The 21,479-nt window shown below is 59.3% G+C and carries 19 protein-coding genes and 2 pseudogenes; 14 read left to right on the plus strand and 7 right to left on the minus strand.

What is annotated here, in order from left to right:
• Window positions 1–458 (minus strand): annotated as a pseudogene (gene virG / locus NKI54_RS24160) (two-component system response regulator VirG); the annotation flags it as partial.
• A gap of 1,218 nt (window positions 459–1,676) precedes the next feature.
• On the opposite strand from virG, the gene NKI54_RS24165 reads away from it, so the two are divergent.
• From NKI54_RS24165 to NKI54_RS24220, 12 genes are all read left to right on the plus strand, one after another.
• Complete coding sequence (locus NKI54_RS24165; protein WP_352692531.1) at window positions 1,677–2,462, plus strand: type IV secretion system lytic transglycosylase VirB1; 786 nt, start codon at window positions 1,677–1,679, stop codon at window positions 2,460–2,462.
• Between the two features lie 74 nt (window positions 2,463–2,536).
• Window positions 2,537–2,842, plus strand: a complete 306-nt coding sequence (gene virB2, locus NKI54_RS24170) for a pilin major subunit VirB2 (RefSeq protein ID WP_023673707.1) — start codon at window positions 2,537–2,539, stop codon at window positions 2,840–2,842.
• Window positions 2,842–3,168: a type IV secretion system protein VirB3 gene (locus NKI54_RS24175; RefSeq protein ID WP_023673706.1), complete on the plus strand. Its 327-nt coding sequence runs from the start codon at window positions 2,842–2,844 to the stop codon at window positions 3,166–3,168. The genes virB2 and NKI54_RS24175 overlap by 1 nt, the downstream gene beginning before the upstream one ends.
• Window positions 3,168–5,537: a type IV secretion/conjugal transfer ATPase VirB4 gene (gene virB4, locus NKI54_RS24180; protein ID WP_352692532.1), complete on the plus strand. Its 2,370-nt coding sequence runs from the start codon at window positions 3,168–3,170 to the stop codon at window positions 5,535–5,537. Before NKI54_RS24175 ends, virB4 begins: the two co-directional genes overlap by 1 nt.
• Window positions 5,538–5,550: 13 nt before the next feature.
• Window positions 5,551–6,234 carry a TrbJ/VirB5 family protein gene (locus tag NKI54_RS24185; RefSeq protein WP_023673704.1) on the plus strand — a complete coding sequence of 228 codons (684 nt, stop codon included), beginning with the start codon at window positions 5,551–5,553 and terminating at the stop codon, window positions 6,232–6,234.
• A 58-nt stretch (window positions 6,235–6,292) separates the two neighbouring features.
• Entirely contained in the window at window positions 6,293–7,180 is an 888-nt protein-coding gene (locus NKI54_RS24190) for a type IV secretion system protein (RefSeq protein WP_023762840.1), read from the plus strand.
• Between the two features lie 27 nt (window positions 7,181–7,207).
• Entirely contained in the window at window positions 7,208–7,366 is a 159-nt protein-coding gene (locus tag NKI54_RS24195; RefSeq protein WP_081731114.1) for a type IV secretion system lipoprotein VirB7, read from the plus strand.
• On the plus strand, window positions 7,363–8,076 hold the full coding sequence (locus NKI54_RS24200; RefSeq protein WP_023679587.1) for a type IV secretion system protein VirB8: 714 nt from the start codon (window positions 7,363–7,365) through the stop codon (window positions 8,074–8,076). Before NKI54_RS24195 ends, NKI54_RS24200 begins: the two co-directional genes overlap by 4 nt.
• A complete protein-coding gene (locus NKI54_RS24205) occupies window positions 8,073–8,957 on the plus strand; it encodes a TrbG/VirB9 family P-type conjugative transfer protein (protein ID WP_023673701.1) in 885 nt (294 codons plus the stop codon). Before NKI54_RS24200 ends, NKI54_RS24205 begins: the two co-directional genes overlap by 4 nt.
• Complete coding sequence (virB10, locus tag NKI54_RS24210; RefSeq protein WP_352692533.1) at window positions 8,950–10,089, plus strand: type IV secretion system protein VirB10; 1,140 nt, start codon at window positions 8,950–8,952, stop codon at window positions 10,087–10,089. Before NKI54_RS24205 ends, virB10 begins: the two co-directional genes overlap by 8 nt.
• Window positions 10,073–11,113 (plus strand): P-type DNA transfer ATPase VirB11, encoded by a 1,041-nt coding sequence (gene virB11 / locus NKI54_RS24215; protein ID WP_352692534.1) that lies wholly within the window; start codon window positions 10,073–10,075, stop codon window positions 11,111–11,113. Before virB10 ends, virB11 begins: the two co-directional genes overlap by 17 nt.
• 718 nt (window positions 11,114–11,831) lie before the next feature.
• Window positions 11,832–12,518 (plus strand): response regulator, encoded by a 687-nt coding sequence (locus NKI54_RS24220; RefSeq protein WP_023679590.1) that lies wholly within the window; start codon window positions 11,832–11,834, stop codon window positions 12,516–12,518.
• A gap of 376 nt (window positions 12,519–12,894) precedes the next feature.
• Here the strand turns inward: NKI54_RS24220 and NKI54_RS24225 are convergent, their stop codons facing one another.
• A complete protein-coding gene (locus NKI54_RS24225; protein WP_352692535.1) occupies window positions 12,895–14,058 on the minus strand; it encodes an IS110 family RNA-guided transposase in 1,164 nt (387 codons plus the stop codon).
• A gap of 215 nt (window positions 14,059–14,273) precedes the next feature.
• Here NKI54_RS24225 and NKI54_RS24230 point away from each other — a divergent pair, with 215 nt between their 5' ends.
• Window positions 14,274–14,951 carry a DDE-type integrase/transposase/recombinase gene (locus tag NKI54_RS24230; protein WP_352692536.1) on the plus strand — a complete coding sequence of 226 codons (678 nt, stop codon included), beginning with the start codon at window positions 14,274–14,276 and terminating at the stop codon, window positions 14,949–14,951.
• 172 nt (window positions 14,952–15,123) lie between these two features.
• Window positions 15,124–15,282: pseudogene (locus tag NKI54_RS24235) on the plus strand (ATP-binding protein); the annotation flags it as partial.
• 865 nt (window positions 15,283–16,147) lie between these two features.
• Here NKI54_RS24235 and groL read toward each other — a convergent pair.
• The 5 genes from groL to bioD all read right to left on the minus strand — a co-directional run bounded on the left by groL (window position 16,148) and on the right by bioD (window position 21,473).
• Window positions 16,148–17,803, minus strand: coding sequence for a chaperonin GroEL (gene groL / locus NKI54_RS24240; RefSeq protein WP_352692537.1), 1,656 nt, complete (start codon window positions 17,801–17,803; stop codon window positions 16,148–16,150).
• 62 nt (window positions 17,804–17,865) lie between these two features.
• Complete coding sequence (groES, locus tag NKI54_RS24245; protein ID WP_352692538.1) at window positions 17,866–18,162, minus strand: co-chaperone GroES; 297 nt, start codon at window positions 18,160–18,162, stop codon at window positions 17,866–17,868.
• Between the two features lie 430 nt (window positions 18,163–18,592).
• Window positions 18,593–19,576: a 3-oxopimeloyl-[acyl-carrier-protein] synthase BioZ gene (bioZ, locus tag NKI54_RS24250; RefSeq protein WP_352594790.1), complete on the minus strand. Its 984-nt coding sequence runs from the start codon at window positions 19,574–19,576 to the stop codon at window positions 18,593–18,595.
• Window positions 19,573–20,838 carry an adenosylmethionine--8-amino-7-oxononanoate transaminase gene (locus tag NKI54_RS24255; RefSeq protein WP_352692539.1) on the minus strand — a complete coding sequence of 422 codons (1,266 nt, stop codon included), beginning with the start codon at window positions 20,836–20,838 and terminating at the stop codon, window positions 19,573–19,575. Before NKI54_RS24255 ends, bioZ begins: the two co-directional genes overlap by 4 nt.
• Complete coding sequence (gene bioD / locus NKI54_RS24260; protein ID WP_023679599.1) at window positions 20,838–21,473, minus strand: dethiobiotin synthase; 636 nt, start codon at window positions 21,471–21,473, stop codon at window positions 20,838–20,840. The genes NKI54_RS24255 and bioD overlap by 1 nt, the downstream gene beginning before the upstream one ends.
• Window positions 21,474–21,479: the final 6 nt, after the last annotated feature.

Here is a 21,479-nt window from a genome sequence, read left to right on the forward strand (position 1 = left end):
TCGCCACGCTCCGCACAGATCAGTCGCCGCTGCTTCACGCTGAGCTTCCAGGCCCCAAAGCGAAATGAGCGCTGCTCTCTGGTTCGCGGACTAGAAATGCGCTGGCGTAGCGCTACTCGAATGCGGGCCAGGAATTCGCGCATCCCGAAAGGCTTGGGAATGAAATCGGTTGCGCCGAGCTCCAGTGCAACCACTTTTTCCGCCTCATCAAGCCGGTCGCCGCTGATCACTATGATAGGAACATCCGATTTTGTCGCCAGATTGCGGACGATCGCAAGTCCATCCTCCCGGCCTAGGTTAAGGTCAACAACCACGAGATCGACTGGCTCACGTGAAAGAACATAGTCAAACTGCTTGCTATCGTGGACTGCGGTTACCTTCAGGGCATGCATCGTGAGATACTCGGCGATGAGGCGCCGCATTGCGGCATCATCGTCAATGACAAGAACATGTTTCAACGGCACACCTTCAATCTTGAATCCCCTTTTCTAAACCTGTTGCCGAGCAACCCTGGGGCACCGACCCAGAACAGCTGCTCCTTGATACCACTCGCCATTGCGTGCGGCCAATGTGAGGCCGTGCTCGTCCTGTTCTTTTCATCCCCAGCGAATTGACCGCACCAAGGCAGCCCGTGGCCACCAGACAGGTCCAAGCGCCGACATGACCCTGCCGTGTGGTCCTTCGCTTTTTCGCTTCGAGCTCCCCCGTTGGTGCAGGCCTGCCAATATCACTCAAGTTCGACCTCATGGATGCCAAGTTTCCTGCTATGCCCTTGCATCCTGGTCATCCTGGAGTTTGCGGATCTGGATCATCTCGATATCCTCCGGCTCGTGGATCCAGCTCGGACATGGTTGAGCAGCGCGGCGTTTGGCTTGATCGGAGAGGCGGTCGGCGGAAGAAGACCGTGATTCGCTGCAGCGGCCTTGTGCAAAATAGTGTGTCTCCTGCCAAGCCGGCTTCGTCCAAGGTGGCCGGCGGCCTCAAATGCTGTTCGGCGACCGGCAGGTCGCCGGTTGCGGTGAACGTCCGGGCTAACATTTCTCAGTTACTGCAACTCCTCCATCTTGAGCGTGTCACTATGCTTGTCCATTGCGCCGTCGGACTCCGTCAGGCTCGCACCAGGATGGGCTGCGCCGCCAGTCTTCCCAGTTGACCCTCGCCGCCGCGGATTTGCGCCTTCGAGCCAGCTTCGCGGACGAGCTCGCGTCTCAAGCAATGATCTGAGTGTGCAGGGCCGCGCATGGCTGCTCTTTAAGGACCGGCAGCATACCGGCAAAGTTGGGCCGCTTTATCGCCTTAGTCGATTCCCCACGGTGATCCCGAGCCTGAACAAGCCCGCCAAGCTCCCCATTTTGTCCTTGGCTTGGCGCTGACAGAAGTACCATCCATGACGCCAAAGTCGTGGCCCACACTCCAGGAGCAACGGACGGCCGGGACGAGCAAAATCCTGTACAGGAGTCATTGTACCAAGATGCTCCGGATGTCGCTGGCTGATCGGGCCCGCGCCACCCACGCATGCGCAAGATGCTCACCCACGCTGATACGAACACGGTCTTTGCTTCAATTGAAACCGAAAAGCTGAACTTGAACATCACACAGTAACAAACCTCCCCGATAAGCGCGTGCCGGACAGGGCCAGAACCCGTCCGGCGGCTTGGAAAGGTAGGTGATAGGGAATGTTTATTGCAGCTTGGCCGCTCGCCGTCGTCCTGTTGACATCCATGTCACTCCCAGCCGAGCCCGCGCCACTTTCTCCGCGTGAGTTCCGCAGCCTGTCGCGCAAATGCGCTCCCTGGGTTGCGCCGTCCACCCTCGCCGCGATTGCCAAGATTGAAAGTGGCTTTGACACGCTGGTGGCTCATGACAACACCACAGGTGAGCAGCTTCGCTGGATAGACCACCTGGAAGCCACGCGGGGCATCAAGGAACGCCTCGAAGCACAACATTCTGTCGATGTTGGATTGATGCAGATAAACAGCAAGAACTTTGCCATGCTCAATCTTACGCCGGAAAGGGCTTTCGAGCCCTGCGCCTCGCTTTCGGCTGCCGCCCACTTGCTTGAAAGCCGGTATGCCGGCGGCACCACTGCTGTGGCACAGCAACTGGCGCTTCGCCGTGCCATCTCGGCCTATAACACGGGCGACGTCACGCGTGGCTTCGCCAACGGTTATGTACGCAAGGTCGAGTCGGCCGCAAAGGACATCTCAAGTCTCCTTGAGCGAACGCTGGAGCCGACTGCTCGAGATGTGCCGCACCTTGAGGCACCCGGTCGGAAAGCCGTGCCGCCTCTGCTCCAGCAGAGCCAACAGGCCAATAGAAAGAAGCAGCCCAACCAAGATTCTTGGGACATTTGGGGCTCGTATCAGCCAGACCGCTCCGGGGCCGATCCCTCCGGTCCGACAGGCAGCCAGGCTGCGAAAGCACGGGAACCCGGGAACCCGAACAAACTCGTATTCGATTGAAACATGGAGATGCAATGATGACGCCACTCAAGATACTTCGTGCGCTTAAAACGCGTGTTCCTTCGCCTTTTTCCATGCTGCGCATGGCGGCTGAATATGTACCGGCCGCTGCTGCAGGCGCGGCGTGGACGGTCTTCTACAGCGGGCCAGCCGCGGCTCAGGTGACCGGAGGGACGGATCCTGCCAAGATGGTCCAGAATATCTGCACGTTCATACTTGGCCCCTTTGGACAATCACTGGCCGTGCTCGGGCTCGTAGCCATCGGTATCTCTTGGATGTTCGGTCGTGCTTCACTTGGCCTGGTTGCGGGTGTCGTTGGAGGGATCGTCATCATGTTCGGGGCCAGCTTCCTGGGCAAGGCGCTCATAGGCGGCGGCTGATGAGCGACCGGTTGGAAGTGAGCACCCTCTATGTGGCGGCGACGCGCCCCGCACTGTTTCTGGGGGTGCCGCTGACGCTGGCCGGATTGCTCATGATGTTGGCTGGGCTTGTTATCATTATCCTTCAGAACCCGCTCTACGAAATCGTTCTCGTGCCACTCTGGTTCGGAGCACGGCTGGTTGTTGAGCGTGACTATAACGCGGCAAGCGTCGTGCTGCTCTATTTGCAGACGGCCGGCAGAAGCGTGGACGGGCCGGTCTGGGGAGGCGCAAGCGTCAGCGCCAATCCGATCAGAGTGCCGAAACGCGGAAGAGGAATGGTGTAATGTTCGGCGCCAGCGGCCGGACCGAGAGGTCTGGCGAGATCTACCTTCCGTATGTTGGTCACGTAAGCGATCAGGTTGTCCTTCTGGAAGACGGATCGATCATGGCCATTGCACATGTGAACGGTGTGCCCTTTGATTTGGAAGACGCTGAGATGCGCAACTCGCGCTGCCGCGCGTTCAACACTCTCTTGCGCAACATCGCCGATGACAATGTCTCGATATACGCTCATCTTGTGAGACACAACGATGTGCCGGCGCCGGCGCCGCGCCAGTTTCAAAGTGCATTCGCTGGCAGTCTGAGCGAGGCCTACGAGCGTCGTGTGCTGTCGGGAAAGCTCTTTCGCAACGATCACTTCCTCACTTTGATCGTGTCCCCCCGCACCGCAATCGGCAAGATCGGCTTGCGGATTGCCAAGTCCCGCAGACGGAATGAGCACGATCTAGCCACCCAAATGCGGAGCCTGGAAGACCTCTGGCACATCACTGCTGGCGCACTCGGCGGTTACGGTCTGCGCCGGTTGGGCATTCGTGAGAAAGGCAACGTGCTCTTCACGGAAATCGGCGAGGCGCTTCGGCTCATGATGACTTGCCGGTTTCTTCCGGTTCCGATGGTTACCGGCTCACTTGGCGCCTCGATCTACACTGACCAGGTCATCTGCGGGAAGCGGGCGCTTGAGATTCGAAGGCCCGGGGATAGCTCCGTCGGATCATTGTTTTCGTTCCGTGAATATCCGGCGACGACGCGGCCGGGCATGCTAAATTCCTTGCTGTCCGCCAACTTCCCGCTTGTCCTGAGCCAGAGCTTTTCCTTCCTCACTCGCCCACAAGCTCATGCCAAACTAAGCCTTAAGTCCAGCCAGATGACGAGTGCCGGCGACAAGGCTCTCACCCAGATCAATGAACTTGCCGAGGCAGAGGACGCACTGGCAAGCAACGAATTCGTGATGGGTTCGCATCATCTGAGCCTGTGCGTCTATGCCGACAGCCTCAATAGCCTTGCAGATCGCGCAGCAAGTGCCCGCGCACGGCTGGCCGACGCGGGCGCCGTTATCGTCCAAGAGGGCATCGGCATGGAGGCCGCATATTGGTCCCAACTTCCGGGGAACAACAGGTGGCGCACGCGCCCGGGGGCGATCACCTCACACAATTTTGCCGGGCTCGTCTCATTTGAGAACTTCCCAAGCGGTTCCAGTTCCGGCCACTGGGGCAATGCTGTTGCGCGCTTTCGCACAAACGGTGGAACTTCTTTCGACTACATCCCCCATGAGAATGACGTCGGCATGACGGCAATATTCGGGCCCGTTGGCAAAGGCAAGACGACGCTGATGACCTTTGTCCTCGCGATGCTTGAGCAAAGCCTGGTCGATCGCAATGGTGCGATCGTCTTCTTCGACAAGGATCGGGGTGGTGAACTGCTGGTGCGAGCCACGGGAGGGACATATCTTGCGTTGCGCAGAGGCGCTCCGAGCGGCTTGGCCCCTCTGCGTGGACTGGACAACACCTCCGCCTCCCGGGACTTTCTGCGCGAGTGGTTGATGGCCCTGATCGAGAGTGACGGCCGTGGTCCGATCTCGCCGGAGGAAAGCCGTCGGCTGGAACGCGGCATTGTTCGTCAGCTTTCGTTCGAACCCCCTATGCGCTCACTTGCGGGCCTGCGCGAGTTCCTATTGCACAGCCCCTCCGAGGGCGCAGGAGCACGGCTGCAGCGGTGGTGTAGAGGGGGGGCGCTTGGATGGGCCTTTGACGGCGACGTGGACGAAGTAAGGCTGGATGCCTCCATTACGGGCTTCGACATGACGCAGCTCCTGGAATATGAGGAGGTCTGTGCACCGGCCGCCGCATACCTTCTGCATCGAGTGGGCGCTATCGTCGATGGTCGTCGGTTCGTCATGAGCTGCGACGAATTTCGATTCTATCTACTCAACCCCCAATTCTCGGCCGTTATCGACAAGTTCTTGCTCACGGTCCGCAAAAACAACGGCATGTTGATACTCGCAACGCAGCAGCCTGAACACGTTCTGGAATCGCCTCTCGGAGCTAGTCTCGTTGCGCAATGTATGACGAAAATTTTCTACCCATCACCGACGGCGGACCGCTCTGCGTATGTCGATGGCTTGAAGTGCACTGCGCAGGAGTTCGAGGCAATCCGCCAGGGAATGGCAATCGGCAGCCGCAAGTTTTTGCTCAAGCGCGATAGCGGGAGTATTGTTTGCGAATTCGATCTTGGGCAGATGCGCGAGTACGTAGCCGTACTCTCGGGGCGGGCCAACACAGTGCGCTTTGCCGACCAGCTTCGTAACCAGCACGGAGACGCCCCAAGTGGGTGGCTCGACAAGTTCATGGCCCGGTACCACGAAGTTCAAGACTGACGGAGGAATATTCATGAAATTTGCCAAACTTGCAGTAACGACCCTTGCTGCTTCCCTTCTGCTTCACGGACAGGCCCGTTCGCAATTTATCGTCAGCGACCCTGTAACAGAAACACAAGCGACCTTAACAGCGCTTTCCAATGCGGCGATCCTTGAGAGGTCAATCGAGACGCTCGCTACCACGATTGAAATGGTGACAATTCTAACGTCGTCATTCGCTGTCACGGGACTGCTAAGCTCACTTAACCAAGGAAATCACTACCCGTCGAGCAATAAGCTGGAGGAGCAGATGTTTGATGCTCGGGCGCCAGCTTCGATTATGGCCCGTAACATTGCGAAGGACCCAAATCGGATAGTCAACGGCACCGATTCAGAAGCGAAACTGTTACAGGGACAAATCGCCGGGGCCGCCAATGCCGCAGCTATTGCAGCCGACACTTTGGGCATGATGGACAAGCGCCTTAAGGATAACGCCGGCACGCTTGGTCAGCTTTCCCGCTCGGGAAATATTATGCAGGCCACCGTGACCAACGGTCTGGTCCTCAAGCAGATTCACGATGCGATGATCCAAAATGTCCAGGCCACGAGTCTGCTGACAATGGCCACTGCACAAGGGAGCCTTCACGCCGTGGAGGAGGCCGCCACGCAGCGTCGCGAACATCAGGACACCGCTAATATGTTTAGCATCCTCCCGTAAACCACACAGAGTTCATCAGGCTCAGCTGCGCTGATCAGGGACACATCAGGCTCACGCCATGAATTTCAAAATTCCCGCGCCATTCACGACTATACACACGATCTTTCATGGGGCCTTCACGTCCGGGCTGCACAAAGTGCTTGAAAACGTCCAAGCGGCGGTCAGTGCGCCTCTGGTTGCGTGTGTCACGCTCTGGATAATAATCCAAGGCTGTCTGGTCATGCGTGGTCAAGTCGATGCGCGCGGGGGTATCTCGCGCGTAATCATGGTGTCGATTGTCGTCGCCCTTATCTTAGGGCAGGCCAACTATCAGCAGTACATTGAAGCGCTCTTCGACGACACGATTCCGAGGTTGGCTCACGACATCAGTGGCAGCGACTTGCCCTTCATCGGAATCCCCCAGAAGCTCGATCTCATGTTTGCTTCAAGCCAGTATGTCTTTCAGCTGATTGCTTCCGAAATTGGGCCTATGAACGGCCAGGACATACTTGCTTTCGAGGGAGCGCAATGGATTTTCTACGGCGCGCTGTGGACAGCGTTCGAGATCTACGATGCCGTTGGAATTCTGACGAAGGTGCTCTTGACGATCGGCCCCCTGGTCCTTGTAGGCTACCTTTTTGATCACACTCGAGACATAGCCACCAGATGGATCGGCCAACTGCTCTCGTACGGGCTGCTGCTTCTCCTCCTCAACATCGTTGCAACGATAGTAATCGCTGCCGAAGCAGTCTCGCTGGCAGCCATGCTTTTGATGATCAAATTCTCGGGCACGACAGCAGCCAAGATCATCGGGCTTTACGAGCTCGACATGCTTTTCCTAGCTGGTGACGCTCTGATCGTCGCGCTTCCGACGATCGCCAGCAGCATCGCCGGCGGCTCTTGGGGAGGTGCGAACCGACCTCTTAACAGCCTCAATCGCCACTTTGCCAAAACGGCGGGTGGTTAATCAATCGACAAGCTCGGTGCCAAAAACATGAAATATTGCCTACTTCTGTCAATCCTCGCTTTGGCCGCCTGCAAGACGAGCCATGGGCTTGCGACATGCGCGGGTGCCCCATTCCAACTGAACGTGGGACAATGGGAAACCACCCCTGAGGATCTTCAGGTCGAATGCGCGGAAGAGCCAAAGTGAAAGTTCCTGAACATGCCCTTCTGGTGGAGAGAGAAACGCTAGCCGCCCACTATAAGAAGGTGGAAGCGTTTCAAACTTCACGAGCGAAGTCTGCGCGGCGCCTGTCAAAGGCCCTGATAGCCTTTGCCGCAGCGGCGGTCCTAGGAAATGTTGCCCAGGCATTTACCATTGCTGCCATGGTCCCGTTGGCCAAGCTCGTACCTGTGTTCCTCTGGGTCCGGCCGGATGGGACCGTCGACAGCGAAGTGTCAGTCTCTCGACTGCCGGCAACCCAAGACCGAGCCGTCATAAATGCTTCGCTGTGGGAATATGTACGCCTGCGCGAGGGGTACACAGCAGATACAGCCCAATACGCCTATGACCTCGTATCCAGTTTCAGCGCGCCGGCTGTGCGACAGCAATATCAAGATTTCTTCAACTATCCGAATCCCACCTCGCCGCAAGTCACGGTCGGCAAACGCGGCAAGCTCGAGGTCGGGCATATTTCTTCAAACGACATCAGTCCGGACGTTCAACAGATCCGTTACAAACGTACGCTTGTTGTCGATGGGCAGATGCCGATAGTGACCACCTGGACAGCTACCATCCGCTACGAGCGCTTGACGGGTCTGCCTGGGCAATCGAGGCTCACCAATCCGGGAGGTCTACTCGTCACTTCCTATCAAAGCTCGGAAGATAGCGTATCGAACCTGGGCTATGTGCAGCCATGACAAAAAGAGCGTTTCTCGCGCTGGTCTGTTCACTCTTCTTAACGATGGAAGCGTCAGCGGAAGACACACCACTTGCCGGCAAGCATGATGCGCGCATGCGCTACCTGGCTTACCGTCCTGACGAAGTGGTGCGCCTGTCTACCGCAGTGGGGGCAACGCTGGTTGTCACATTCGCGGCCAACGAGACAGTCGCAGCCGTGGCCGTTTCCAATAGCAAAGACCTGGCTGCGCTCCCGCGCGCCAACTATCTCTTTTTTAAGGCTAGCCGGATGCTCCCGCCGCAGCCGGTCGTCGTGCTGGCCGAGAGTGAGTCCGGTACACGGAGATACGTCTTCAGTATTTCAACGAGAGCGATGCCAAAACTCGATGAGCAGCAACCTGACCTATACTACAGTGTGCAGTTCACCTATCCTGCTGATGAGGCTGCTGCTCAGAGAAAGGACGCAGAAAGGCGCTCGATTCTTGGTCAGGCCCGGGCGAAAGTGCTGCGCGACGAGAGAGTTCAGGATTTGTTGAATCGGCCCGCCGCAACTACCAGTCCGGACGAAAGCAATTTTCACTACGTCGCAAAGGGCGATCGATCGCTGGCGCCGCTGGAAGTTTTCGATAATGGCTTTACCACCGTATTTGGCTTCGCAAGCAATTCCCGCATACCCTCCCTCTACATTATCAATCCCGACGGCAAGGAAGCCGCTGCCAATTACACGGTCAAAGGAGACTATGTTGAAGTATCCGCAGTCGCCCGGGAATGGCGTCTGAGAGATGGCAATACGGTCTTGTCCATTTTCAACAGGGCTTATGACCCTGTGGGACGAGCGCCAGGGACCGGTACAGTGACACCCGACGTGTGGCGCGTTTTGAAAGGCCCGGCCGATGAATGAAACCGGCCCACAGTCGGGACATGATGTCCATGCCTCAGGATCGATGGTCTCGGAGCCGGCCCGCCGGCATGTTTCGGGATTGCAGAAGTTGGCCGTCGCTGCTCTTGTTCTCATCTCATCTCTATCGCTCATCTGGCTCGGCGGTCGTCCCAGCACACAAGACGAGCCAACTCAGCCAAAACCTCCAATTGTCGCCGACGCCGAGCCATTCCGCCCCGTGCCGATTGAGATTGCTCCCGAAGCTCCAGCACCCGTACAGGCGGCGCAGGCAGGAGATTCTGCGCCATCCACGCCGCCTCCGGCGCCAGCTGATCCGCCGCCGGAGGAAACACCAATTTTCGCCTACAGTGGCAGCGGTCAAATGCCCAACGACGGTCAGCGGAGCGAAGACAACCATAGGGATGCTCCCGCGACCTCGCATGAGATTTCAGACGCTGGCGATCTGACGGGGCGATTGAAGCCAGATATACAGGAGCCAAGCCGGGCCACACTTTTGCCGCACCCTGATCTCGTGATTACCAAAGGAACGATAATTCCCTGCATTTTGCAAACGGCAGTCGACACAAATTTACCGGGTTATGTGAAGTGCGTCTTACCTAAAGACGTCCGCGGCGCCACCAACAACGTGGTGCTTTTGGATCGCGGGACGACCGTGATTGGCGAGATTCAGCGTGGTCTCCAACAGGGGGATGCGCGTGTCTTCGTGCTGTGGACGCGCATCGAAACGCCTGACCATGCCCTCGTTTCGCTAGCGTCGCCGGGCGCTGACGAGCTCGGCCGCTCCGGAATGCCTGGCACGGTGGATAATCACTTCTGGCAGCGCTTTGGCGGAGCAATGCTCATGAGCGTCATTCAAGGCGCGTTTCAGGCCGCCGGTCAATACGCTGGCAGCTCAGGTGGAGGAAGCGGCATCAACAGCTTCCAGAGCAACGCCGGACAAGCCGTTGACACGACCCTTAGAGCAACGATCAACGTTCCGCCAACTCTGAAGAAAAACCAGGGAGATGCTGTATCCATCTTTGTGGCTCGGGACCTCGATTTCTCAGATGTATACGATCTTAGACCGATCGCCGTGGCGCCAGCCCCCCAACATCGCCAACGCCGGAGAGACAACAATGCGACCGGAGGCTGACCCTCAATTGCGTTTGCTTCTCAACCCTGTTTTGAAATGGCTTGAGGAGCCAAGGACCGAAGAGGTCGCTATCAACCGGCCTGGGGAAGCCTTTGTCCGACAGGCCGGCGTTTTCACGAAACATCCGCTGCCGCTATCTTATGACGATCTGGAGGACATCGCGATCCTCGCTGGAGCGCTGCGCAAGCAAGATGTCGGACCGCAAAGCCCCCTCTGTGCGACTGAGCTGCCGAACGGAGAGCGGCTGCAGATCTGTTTGCCGCCCGCTGTTCCGTCAGGAACAATAAGCCTGACGATACGGCGTCCCTCAAGTCGTGTGACCGAACTCAAGGAAGTTTCTTCTCGCTACGAATACTCGCGTTGGAATCAATGGCGGTCACGAAAGGAGCGCCAAGAGCGGCAGGACGAAACGATTCTTCAGCACTACGACCATGGTGACTTGGAGCAATTTTTGCGAGCATGCGTTTGCGGGCGGCTCACGATGCTGCTTTGCGGACCTACTGGAAGCGGCAAAACGACAATGAGCAAGACTTTGATCAACGCTATACCCCCGCAAGAGAGGCTGATAAGTATCGAGGACACGCTCGAACTTGCAATCCCGCACGAGAACCATGTCCGGTTACTCTATCCGAAGGACCGAGCAAGCGTAGGTGCGGTGACAGCCGAGCAACTGTTGCAAGCCAGCTTGCGCATGCGCCCTGATCGAATATTGCTTGGCGAGATGCGCGATGATGCTGCTTGGGCCTACCTTAGCGAAGTCGTCTCCGGCCATGCGGGATCAATATCAACGATTCATGGGGCGGATCCGGTCCAAGGCTTTAAAAAGCTCTTTTCACTCGTCAAGAGCAGCCCGCAAGGAGCTGCTGTGGAAGACCACACGCTTCTTGACCTGCTGTCGGCTGCCATTGACGTCATTGTGCCGTTCAGTACCCACGGCGAAGTGTATGAGGTGGGGGAGGTGTGGCTCGCCGCCGATGCCCGACGACGCGGAGAGACAGTAGCCGACCTTCTTAACAAGCACTAAGGCTAGAGCACGTCGGGGATCGGTAAGTCGTTTGTGATACGATGGCGTAATTTGTTCAGATTGAACGTCCACTTTGATTTGAGGGAGGTGGATAATGGGAGGAGGACTGGGCGTAGACCTTCGGTCACAAGTCTGAAGTCTTCGGGCGCCCTGTCGGCGCGGCAAGTTGCGGCACGATTCGACTGGGCGTATCGAGCGCGTCCGCTGAATTGCGCGGGCGACGCTCACCGAGCTGGTGCCGATGCCTGCTTCAAAAGCGGCATCGACACCCGGCAGGTCGTACCCTTGATTTACCTAGCCGCGCTCAATGAGTGTCTTCAAAGCCGCCGAACGTGGTTCGGAATGACCGGTGGTAAATCGGGAAGTGCCATATAGGGAATCCTCCTGGTATTGCCTCCAGGGGGTCCTCTCAATGAACAAAGCCGCAACCTGCCCTTGCGACCTCAGCTGGATGTTGCGACGCAACCCATAGGAGGATCGATGCGCAGAGAAATCGCAGGCAGAGTCGGTGGCATTGTGGGCCCGCCGACCGACGGTTTCAGCCCGTCAACAGGTCTTCACGTGTTCCATCCCCGACTATTGCAGGCGTGCGGCTTGCATGCTCCCGCGATCACCCATCGGAAAGAGCGTTACGAACACTACGAAGAGTTGCGCGACTTCCGCTGTCGCCCCGGTCTTACAGCGGACGGTGACCTGTCCGACCTTGATAGGACGTGAAATGCGAACGCTGCTCATTGATCATCATGTGGATCTTACGCGCGCTGTGCGAGTTGCGCTCGGGGATAGCGGTTTTGCCGTTGATGTAGTTGGCAACCTGGAACAGGCTTCGAGGGCATTTTGTTGCGCAACCTATGAAATTCTCCTGCTGGAGTTGGCTCTGCCAGATGGCGATGGCTTGGGCTGGCTGAGACAGCTAAGGAGCAACGGGCATTCAGTTCCAACCCTCATTATGAGTAGCATCAACGATCTCGAGAAGCGGATTGCAATTTTCAACGGTGGCGCGGACGACTTTCTGCTCAAGCCCGTCTCTTTCGATGAGCTCATCGCCAGAATGAGAGCCATTCTGCGCCGGTCGACACAGGTGACCGACCCCATCGTTGTATTTGGCAATCTCAATTTCGATCCGATCGGCCGACAGGTTTCCGTCTCGGGTCATCCTCTGAAGATCGCACGCCGCGAACTATGTATTTTAGAGCATCTGCTTATCCGTGCAGGCCGCATCGTGCCTCGTGCGCAGTTGGAAGATCACCTCTATTCGTTCAACGACGAGGTATCTGCCAACGCGCTTGAAGTCGGAATCTATCGCTTACGTGGACACCTGAGTAGGTCAGGTGCAACGCCACGTATCACGACCATGCGCGGCATTGGTTACATTCTTGAATTGACTGAGGCGGCATCCGCATAGTTGGTCTAAATTGAAAGAACAGACTGCCTGCCCGTCGTCAGGTTGAGCTTATATGAGGAAGGTAAAGACGGAACGGGTGTGTCAGGGCAACATTTCTTCACCTTCTCGATGTGTTGCGGAATCCATGGTCTGAGCCCGATGGCATGACGCGGCCCGGTTATCCGAGCCCAATCCAACTTATATACGGTCGCTGCTCGAAACAGCGGCACCAACATCCCGCTTGCGGCGGGTACGGGCTCAGGAGGACGGGACCATTCTTGTGGCGGGGCATTTTAGGCCATCCCAACCTTCGGTTCGTCCACCTGGATCCGCCAGGACTGATCAGGCCCTGGAAGAAGTGCTTAGTTCACATTCCATGGGTGAGCGGCAATCGGCATCAGGCGCTCTTCATGACCGCCCCCTCGATGACGACGCCGGCGTTGACGTATTTCCACAGCGCCACGAGTAGCTTGCGGGCGAGCGCCACAATCGTCGCCTTCTTGAGGCGCCCGCCGTTCTGCTTCACCCGCTCCTTGAACCACAAGGAGAGCGCCGATTGCGATTGATGGCGCAGCCATAGCCACGCGAGTTGGATCAGCGTAGTTCGCAGCCTTGGATTGCCGGATTTCGAAACGCCCTGGTCGTGTGAGACGGAGCCGCTTTGCCAGGGGGTCGCCGCCAGGCCGGCGTAGGCGGCCAGCTGTCGTCGGTTGTCGTAGTGCCGCGACAGGCCCTCCGTCCACAGCACGGCGGCAAACTCCTGCCCGATGCCCTTCAGGTCGAGCAGCATGGCCGGGGCTGGCGAGGCACTCTGCTCGGTCGCAAGCATGGCGTCGCGCTCGGCCTCGACCGCCTTGATCTGTTCCATCAGCAGCTCCAGCCGTTCGAGTTCGGGATCAATCTGCTGCTTCAGATGGTCCGGCAGCGGACGCCCGTCGCCGGTCTTCAGCGCCTCAAGGCACCTGCGCCGATCGCGCCGCAACGGCTCGTAGCCGGAGACACCCTGTGCAAACAGCAGGCCTTTGATGCGGTTGACATGGCGGGTCCGCTCGTTCGTCAAGGCCTTGCGCTCACGCGAGAGGCGGCGGCGGTCCTCTTCCTCGGGGGTGGGCACCCGCAGCATGGCGCAGACGCGCGGCTCGCCCCTCTTATAGGCGAGCAGCGCGCGCACCAGCGCCTCGCCGTCGATCTTGTCGGTCTTTGCCTGACGCCGCCGGCGTGAGGTGGCAATCGAGGCCGGATCGACGACGTGGCTTTCGATTCCTTCGGCCTGCAGCACCCTGTGGATCCAAAAGCCGTCGAGCCCAGCCTCTTGGACGACGATGATCGGAAAGCATTTCCCGGTCCGCGCCTCGGCCTTCCGGTTGAGCTCGGCAAACCGCGCCAGCATGCCGGCCACGTCGCCGGCCGCCACTGCGTGTTTCGACATCTTCTCGCCAGCGCCCGGCGACAGCGAGGTGATCAGCCATTTCGAGCGGCTGAGTTCCAACGAGACGAAAATTGCGCCAAGATCAGTGCGGATGGCGGTCAACGCATCGGGTCGGTGTGCTGCAACGGGCATGCTCGGCCTCCAAGGTAGGGTGTCTAGGGTTTAGCAACCTCACCTTTGCCACAGCGCAGGTCGCTATCCACCCTCCTCATAGGATCTTGTGGCCATAGTGGACATCGCGGCCGCCCTTGACGATGGTGTCGGCATGCGGTTCGAACGGCTCTGTCGCAAACCTTTTTGTAAGCGAGCATGGCAAGAAAAACGCCTCAGCTGTGGAGGAGCACGTGATGTTCAAGGGCCGCCATTTCGACCAGTCGGTGATCCTGCTGTGCGTGCGCTGGTACCTGGCCTACACTCTGAGCCTGCGCGATCTGGAAGAGATGATGGCCGAACGCGTTGGAGGTCGACCACTCCACTGTGCATCGCTGGGTCGCCCAACTTCTCGCCGCAGCTGCTGGAGCGCTTCAACCCGCGCAAGCGTGTGGTCGGCAGCAAGTGGCATTGGACGAGACGTACATCAAGGTCCGCGGCGGTATCTCTACCGCGCTATCGACATCCTCGGCGATACGGTCGAGTTCTTCTTTAGCGAAAACCGTAACCAGGTGGCGGCCCAACGCTTCCTCCGCAAGGCGCTGACGCGCCATGGCCGGCCGGAGCGCATCGTCATCGACGGCAGCCAGACCAATTACGAAGCAATCCTTTCCTGCGACGCTGAAAGTCGGCTGCGGCAGCGATCGCGGCGACCGCTGAAGCCGATCCGCTCCACAATAGCCGGCATCTCAACAATCGCATCGAACAGGATCACCGGCGTATCAAGCCGCATCCGATCCATGCTCGGCTTCAAGTCGCATGCGAACGACGTGGTTATCCTCTCCGGCATCGAGATGATCCACATGATGGGCAAGCGACAGGCGAGGTATGCCTACAAGTCTGTCGATCGCTGTTGCGATATCCTCGCTGCCTGACGGACAGGCCGAAATGGCCGTTCACAACCCCATTTCCAGGTTTGCGACAGAGCCTTTTGTCGGCGTTGCCGGCTTCGAAGGGCCGGTGCGCGCCGAGCGGATCAAGATCACCCCCGGCCACCTTGCTGCGGCCACTCGCCGAGTACGAAGCGGCGGCCGGAGGGAGCTGGTGATGACGACCCTAGATCATGACCTGCTGATCGCAATCCTGGATCGGCTGAAGTTGACGGCGATCCGCGACCAGCTCGACACGCTCATGTCGAGCAAGATCGCGCAGTTCCCGTTTGTCCGCGAACTCGACGGCTTCGGCTTCGACGCGCAGCCATCGGTCTGCTTCAGCCAAACGTATTCATAGGTATGGGACAGGTGCTATGTCCGCCACCCACGCCTGCTCCGAGGCCCTCCAGTGCAATGGTCTGAGACCTGGGCTAGCCCTTCGGCGAGGAGGATGAGACGCCGCTGGAGCTCGGGTGCAAGCGCTGCCACGCCCGCTCCAAGGCCCCGCAAGGCCGAAGCGCAGTCGTCGGCGTCACGAGGCCCCTCGGCCACGACGACGAGACGCTGCTGGAGCCCGGTTGCAAGGGCTGCCACAGATGGCCTGAACCTGAATCCGCCTTTCTTGAGGCGTTGCGACTATCATCGCGGCGACACGCAGCTCTTGATTTGTGTGCGGATTCCTCAGCAGATCCATCGGGCTGAGCCGCTCAGCAATATCAACGAGAATCTCCAGCGGCAGATCAAGGATACTCAGAGGAGGAAACGCTTGATCTTGAGGCTCAGAGCGCGTCTGCTCCACCATAGAACAGGATGATTCACCGGGTCCTTCAACGCCAGCCGCCGGTTCCGATGAGAGAATTGTCCCTGATATCACGCTCGATGGAGTTAAATGCCGAGATGGGCGCCTTGCCACGCTCCTCAATGCCCCTCATGATTCACCGCCTATAGCTACCAACTGAATGAATCATCGTGATTGTCGCGCAGCGGAATCCTCAAGGATCGGGCAGTTCGTAGGGGGCGCCGGTTTGACCAGGTTGAGCCCGCGAATTGCTCGATCGGACAAGATCCTAATTCTCGACCATGCGGTGAGGCTCGAAGGAGATCCTCGGGACGCACTCCAAGTTGTCGATCATGTTCGGCACACAAGGAAAGGGCGGCATTGCTGCCGCCCTTTCCGCTGTAGGTTGATAGGGGCTGGATTAGAAATCCATACCGCCCATGCCGCCCATGCCGCCGCCGCCCATGCCGCCAGGCATGCCGCCGCCAGCCGACTCCTTCTTCGGAGCCTCCGCGATCATGGCTTCGGTGGTGACCAGCAGGCCGGCGACCGAGGCCGCGTCCTGCAGAGCCGTGCGCACAACCTTGACCGGATCGACGATACCCATGGCGATCATGTCGCCATATTCGCCGGTCTGGGCGTTGTAGCCGAAGGTCGCGCCCTTGTTCTCGAGGATCTTGCCGGCGACGATCGATGCTTCCGCACCGGCGTTGGCCGCGATCTGACGGGCCGGAGCCTGCAGCGCGCGACGCACGATGCTGATGCCCGCGGTCTGGTCGGAGTTGGCGCCAGTGACGGTGATGGCCAGCGAAGCGCGCAGCAGGGCGACGCCGCCGCCGGGAACGATGCCTTCTTCGACGGCCGCACGGGTCGCGTTGAGGGCGTCATCGACGCGGTCCTTCTTTTCCTTGACTTCGATCTCGGTCGCACCGCCGACGCGGATGACGGCAACGCCGCCTGCCAGCTTGGCGAGACGTTCCTGCAGCTTCTCCTTGTCGTAGTCTGAGGTGGTCTCTTCGATCTGCTGCTTGATCTGGGCGACGCGGCCCTGGATCTCTTCCTTCTTGCCGGCGCCGTCAACGATGGTGGTGTTCTCCTTGGAGATCGACACCTTCTTGGCGCGGCCGAGCATGTTGAGGCCGACATTCTCGAGCTTGATGCCGAGGTCTTCGGAAATGACCTGGCCACCGGTGAGGATGGCGATGTCTTCCAGCATGGCCTTGCGGCGATCACCGAAGCCCGGCGCCTTGACGGCAGCGATCTTCAGGCCTCCACGCAGCTTGTTGACGACCAGCGTGGCCAGGGCCTCGCCTTCGACATCTTCCGAGATGATGACCAGCGGCTTCGAGGTCTGCACGACGGCCTCGAGGATCGGCAGCATGGCTTGCAGGTTGGAGAGCTTCTTCTCATGGAGAAGAATGTAGGCGTCTTCCAGATCCGCAACCATCTTCTCGGCGTTGGTGACGAAGTAGGGCGAGAGATAGCCGCGGTCGAATTGCATGCCTTCAACCACTTCAAGCTCGGTCTCGGCGGTCTTTGCTTCCTCGACGGTGATGACGCCCTCATTGCCGACCTTCTGCATCGCTTCCGCGATCATCGAGCCGACCGACACGTCGCCATTGCCGGCGATGGTGCCGACCTGGGCAACCTCTTCCGAGGTCTTGATCTTCTTGGCGTTCTTGATCAGCGTCGCGACGACGTCGGCGACGGCGAGGTCGATGCCGCGCTTGAGGTCCATCGGGTTCATGCCGGCGGCAACCGACTTGTGGCCTTCCTGGACGATCGACTGTGCCAGAACGGTCGCGGTGGTGGTGCCGTCGCCGGCGATGTCGTTGGTCTTCGAAGCAACTTCGCGGACCATCTGCGCGCCCATGTTTTCGAACTTGTCCTCAAGCTCGATTTCCTTGGCGACGGTGACGCCGTCCTTGGTAATGCGCGGCGCGCCGAACGACTTGTCGATGACGACGTTGCGGCCCTTGGGGCCGAGCGTGACCTTCACCGCGTCGGCGAGGATGTTGACGCCGCGCAGCATGCGCTCACGAGCGTCGCGGGAGAATTTTACGTCTTTGGCAGCCATTTTTTACTCCTGGGCATTTCGCCCGAAATTCAGATTGGATGGTGCGGATGAAAGGCGGCGTGTCAGCCGATGACGCCCATGATATCGGCTTCCTTCATGATCAGAAGGTCTTCGCCGTTGAGCTTGACTTCGGTGCCCGACCACTTGCCGAACAGGATGCGGTCACCGGACTTGACGTCCAGCGGGACGAGCTTGCCGACCTCGTCACGGGCGCCGGAACCGACGGCGATGATCTCGCCTTCCTGCGGCTTTTCCTTCGCCGTATCGGGGATGATGATCCCGCCGGCGGTCTTCGCTTCGGACTCGACGCGGCGAACGACCACGCGGTCATGCAGCGGCCGGAAATTCGACTTTGCCATTTTTGGATTTCCTTGGTGCGAATGTTGAACGGTTCTCCGTTGCCGGAGCGTGCTTAGCACTCAGCCGAAGCGAGTGCTAACGCGGCAATGAGATAAGCCGCATGCTCCTGCTAGTCAAGACGGAAGAGCAAAGAGCAAAGAGAAAAGAGCAGACAGCAAAGAGAAGAGAGTAAAGAGCGTGTAAGCATCGAGCCTTTTATGTGAACAATGTCGGGTATCAGACATATATGGGGCGGCTCACCCTTTGTATTTGAGCTTTATTCAGATGGCACGAATGATGCAACGGGTGATGCATTTGATCTCATCCAGAGGCTCGCACGGGGTCGTGCTGCGTCAGCTCGGTCATGTCGAGCTTCAGAAGGCCATTTTGGCATTGGTTCTGTTGCCCTATCGCCATTCATGACCAGTCCTGCGCGCGTGAGCCGGCCGGCTAGATTCCAACCACGAGAGCGCCGCCGCTGAGACCCGCACCCGCCGCCGACAGAAGGATTTTCTCTCCAGGCTGGAATGGCTCCGTCTGGTTGGCGAGCGAGAGCGACAGCGGGATCGTCGCGGCCGAAGAGTTGCCGTATTCGGCAATCGTCTTGACAATTGCTTGGTCCGCGATGCCGAGGTTCCTCCCGACCGCGTCGAAAATCCGAGTATTGGCCTGATGCGGCACGAACCGGCCGAGATCGTGTGGCCGCACTCCGGCAGCGGCTAGAGCGCTTGTCGAGCAATCGGTCATCATCTCCACGGCCATTGCGAACACTTCGCGGCCGTCCGTCATCCTCATTCGGGTTTGCGCGAGATCGAGGTCACCGTGGAACGGCTTGTTGCTTCCTCCTGCGGGAATCTGGATCAGCCCGTATCGCGAGCCGTCCGAATCCACCGAGGCACCGAGAATGCCCCGATCAGCATCATCGCACTGACCGATCACCAGGGCGCCGGCGGCATCGGCAAACAGGACCGAGCTTGCGCGCTCGGCTGGATTGATGCGGCGGCTGAGGATGTTGGCGGCGATAACAAGGCTCGCTTTGCCGTGCAGGCGGGTAAATCCGTCCGCGAACATGAGCGCGTAGATGAAGCCGGCGCAGGCGCCGGTCAGATCCACCGCGCCTGCGCGGCCAAGGCCAAGCTTGTGTGCGACCAGCGGCGCGCTGGGCGGCAGAAGATGGTCGGGCGTCGAGGTGGCAAGCAGCAGCAGACCGATGTCGTGGCGCGCAATGCCGGCGTTCGCCAGCGCCATGTCGCCGGCCTGCGCAGCAAGACCAGACAGCGTGTCTTCGTCGGTTGCCCAGAAGCGCGACCGTATCCCGGTACGCCTTTCGATCCAGCCTGGATCAAGACCGAGATTGCTCTCGATTTCGGCATTCGCCACCTTTCGCCCAGGCGCATGATGGCCAAATCCGAGAATGCGCGACGACTTGCTCATGGCCTGGACCCGAAGCGTTCGCCCGCCTCCTCAATGGCGTCATAGAGTCGCTCGAGCTCGTCGCCGGTGATGCAATAGGGTGGCAGAAAGTAGAGGACATTGCCGAGCGGGCGCACAAGTAGCCCTCGCTCGAGGAAGAAAGCGCGCAGTTTCGGTCCGATCTCGGCGAGATAACCTGCGGAACCGGTTCGCAGGTCGAGCGCCGCGATCGTGCCGGTCGCCCGGCAGTCGGTGAAGAAGCTGTTGTCGCGAAAGCGTCGAAGCCCGGTGGCCTGCATTGCGCTCAAGGCCGCAATGCGCTCGGCCACCGGCTCGTCCCGCCAGATCTCGACATTGGCAAGTGCTGCCGCGCAGGCAATCGGGTTGGCAGTGTAGGAGCTCGAATGGAAAAACGTCTTCTTCCGGTCCTCGGAATAATGAGCCTGGAAGATGACATCGGTGGCAAGCGTTACGGCCAGCGGGATGGCGCCGCCGGTCAGGCCTTTCGAGGTGCACAGGATATCTGGAGAGATCGATGCCTGCTCGCAGGCGAACATGGTTCCGGTCCGCCCCCAGCCGGTCATCACTTCGTCGGCGATCAGCAGCGTGCCGGAGGCCTCAGTGATCTTCTTCAATTCGGCCAGAACTGAAGCCGGATACATCAGCATGCCGCCGGCGCCCAGCACCAGCGGCTCGACGATTAAGGCTGCGGCTCGTCGATCGCGGGTCACAGCCTCTAAACGATCCAGCGTCTCCTGCTCGCGCCCCGCTGCCGGAAAGGGGATGGTGTCGACCTCGAACAGCAAGGGTTCGTAGGCGGCGTTGAACACGCCACGCGCACCGACGCTCATCGTGCCGATCGTGTCGCCATGATAGCTGTGATCCATGACGACGATGCGCGAGCGTGGGGCGCCGATGTTGCGGAAATAACTGAGTGCCATCTTCAGCGCTACTTCGACCGAGGTCGAGCCACTGTCGGAATAGAACACCCAGTCGAGTCCGGCGGGAGCGAGTCCGACAAGCGCCTTGGCCAAGCATTCGGCAGGCTCGTGCGTGAAACCTGCGAAGATGATCTGGTCGAGGCTCGAGGCGGTCGTCTCGATTGCCTTCATAATGCGGGGATGGCGGTGGCCATGGGTGACGACCCACCAGGAGGAAATGGCGTCCAGGATGCGGGAGCCGTCGGCCGTGTGGACATAGGCGCCTTCCGTCAGGACGATTTCAGGGATCGCCGGCTCGAGCGCGTGCTGGGTGAAGGGATGCCACACACGGGATTGCGTCATCATTCGCCTCCGGCAATCAAAGCGAGGTCGAAGCCGGCAATCATCGCTTGTCTCAGCGTTTTGTCCGTCAGCGGATCGAGGTGCGGCAGCCTGCCGAGTTGCGGCACGTCGCCGAATTCCACGATCGTCCGTTGCGTATCGGTCATCTCATCGCCGATGAAGGCGATGCCAGCCAGCGGGATAGCGCGCGCCCGCAGGGCTTCGATCGACAGCAGGGTGTGATTGATTGTTCCGAGCGCGGTGCGGGCGCACAGAATGACCGGCAACTGCCATTGCTCGAATATGTCGATGAACCTTGTCCGGCGGTTCAGCGGCACCATCAGCCCGCCGGCGCCTTCGATGACGAGCGGTGTCGGCAGGACCGGAAACGAAAGATCGGCAGCCTCGATCGAAACGTCGTCGATTTCGGCCGAACGATGCGGCGAAAGCGGGCTCTTCAAGCGGTAGGCTTCCGGCAGCACGCGCCCCGACGGCAGCCCGGCAAGTCGCGCAACCGCCTCGCTGTCGGTCTCGCCGTCGAGGCCCGATTGCACCGGCTTCCAGTAGAAACCGTCAAGCAGGCCGGCAAGCCCGGCCGAAAACACCGTCTTGCCAATTCCGGTGTCTGTTCCGGTGATGACGATGCGCTTGGTCATGTCGCC

Source organism: Mesorhizobium sp. M0663 (genome assembly GCF_040320585.1).
Classification (GTDB): Bacteria; Pseudomonadota; Alphaproteobacteria; order Rhizobiales; family Rhizobiaceae; genus Mesorhizobium.

Excerpts from the sequence above, each read along its gene's own strand:
- virB2 (WP_023673707.1), top strand. The coding sequence starts at position 2,537 with ATGCTGCGCATGGCGGCTGAATATGTACCGGCCGCTGCTGCAGGCGCG.
- groES (WP_352692538.1), bottom strand. The coding sequence starts at position 18,162 with ATGGCAAAGTCGAATTTCCGGCCGCTGCATGACCGCGTGGTCGTTCGC.
- NKI54_RS24175 (WP_023673706.1), top strand. The coding sequence starts at position 2,842 with ATGAGCGACCGGTTGGAAGTGAGCACCCTCTATGTGGCGGCGACGCGC.
- NKI54_RS24165 (WP_352692531.1), top strand. The coding sequence starts at position 1,677 with ATGTTTATTGCAGCTTGGCCGCTCGCCGTCGTCCTGTTGACATCCATG.
- NKI54_RS24230 (WP_352692536.1), top strand. The coding sequence starts at position 14,274 with ATGTTCAAGGGCCGCCATTTCGACCAGTCGGTGATCCTGCTGTGCGTG.
- bioD (WP_023679599.1), bottom strand. The coding sequence starts at position 21,473 with ATGACCAAGCGCATCGTCATCACCGGAACAGACACCGGAATTGGCAAG.
- NKI54_RS24220 (WP_023679590.1), top strand. The coding sequence starts at position 11,832 with ATGCGAACGCTGCTCATTGATCATCATGTGGATCTTACGCGCGCTGTG.
- NKI54_RS24195 (WP_081731114.1), top strand. The coding sequence starts at position 7,208 with ATGAAATATTGCCTACTTCTGTCAATCCTCGCTTTGGCCGCCTGCAAG.
- NKI54_RS24190 (WP_023762840.1), top strand. The coding sequence starts at position 6,293 with ATGAATTTCAAAATTCCCGCGCCATTCACGACTATACACACGATCTTT.
- NKI54_RS24185 (WP_023673704.1), top strand. The coding sequence starts at position 5,551 with ATGAAATTTGCCAAACTTGCAGTAACGACCCTTGCTGCTTCCCTTCTG.
- NKI54_RS24255 (WP_352692539.1), bottom strand. The coding sequence starts at position 20,838 with ATGACGCAATCCCGTGTGTGGCATCCCTTCACCCAGCACGCGCTCGAG.
- NKI54_RS24225 (WP_352692535.1), bottom strand. The coding sequence starts at position 14,058 with ATGCCCGTTGCAGCACACCGACCCGATGCGTTGACCGCCATCCGCACT.
- NKI54_RS24205 (WP_023673701.1), top strand. The coding sequence starts at position 8,073 with ATGACAAAAAGAGCGTTTCTCGCGCTGGTCTGTTCACTCTTCTTAACG.
- groL (WP_352692537.1), bottom strand. The coding sequence starts at position 17,803 with ATGGCTGCCAAAGACGTAAAATTCTCCCGCGACGCTCGTGAGCGCATG.
- virB10 (WP_352692533.1), top strand. The coding sequence starts at position 8,950 with ATGAATGAAACCGGCCCACAGTCGGGACATGATGTCCATGCCTCAGGA.
- virB4 (WP_352692532.1), top strand. The coding sequence starts at position 3,168 with ATGTTCGGCGCCAGCGGCCGGACCGAGAGGTCTGGCGAGATCTACCTT.
- virB11 (WP_352692534.1), top strand. The coding sequence starts at position 10,073 with ATGCGACCGGAGGCTGACCCTCAATTGCGTTTGCTTCTCAACCCTGTT.
- bioZ (WP_352594790.1), bottom strand. The coding sequence starts at position 19,576 with ATGAGCAAGTCGTCGCGCATTCTCGGATTTGGCCATCATGCGCCTGGG.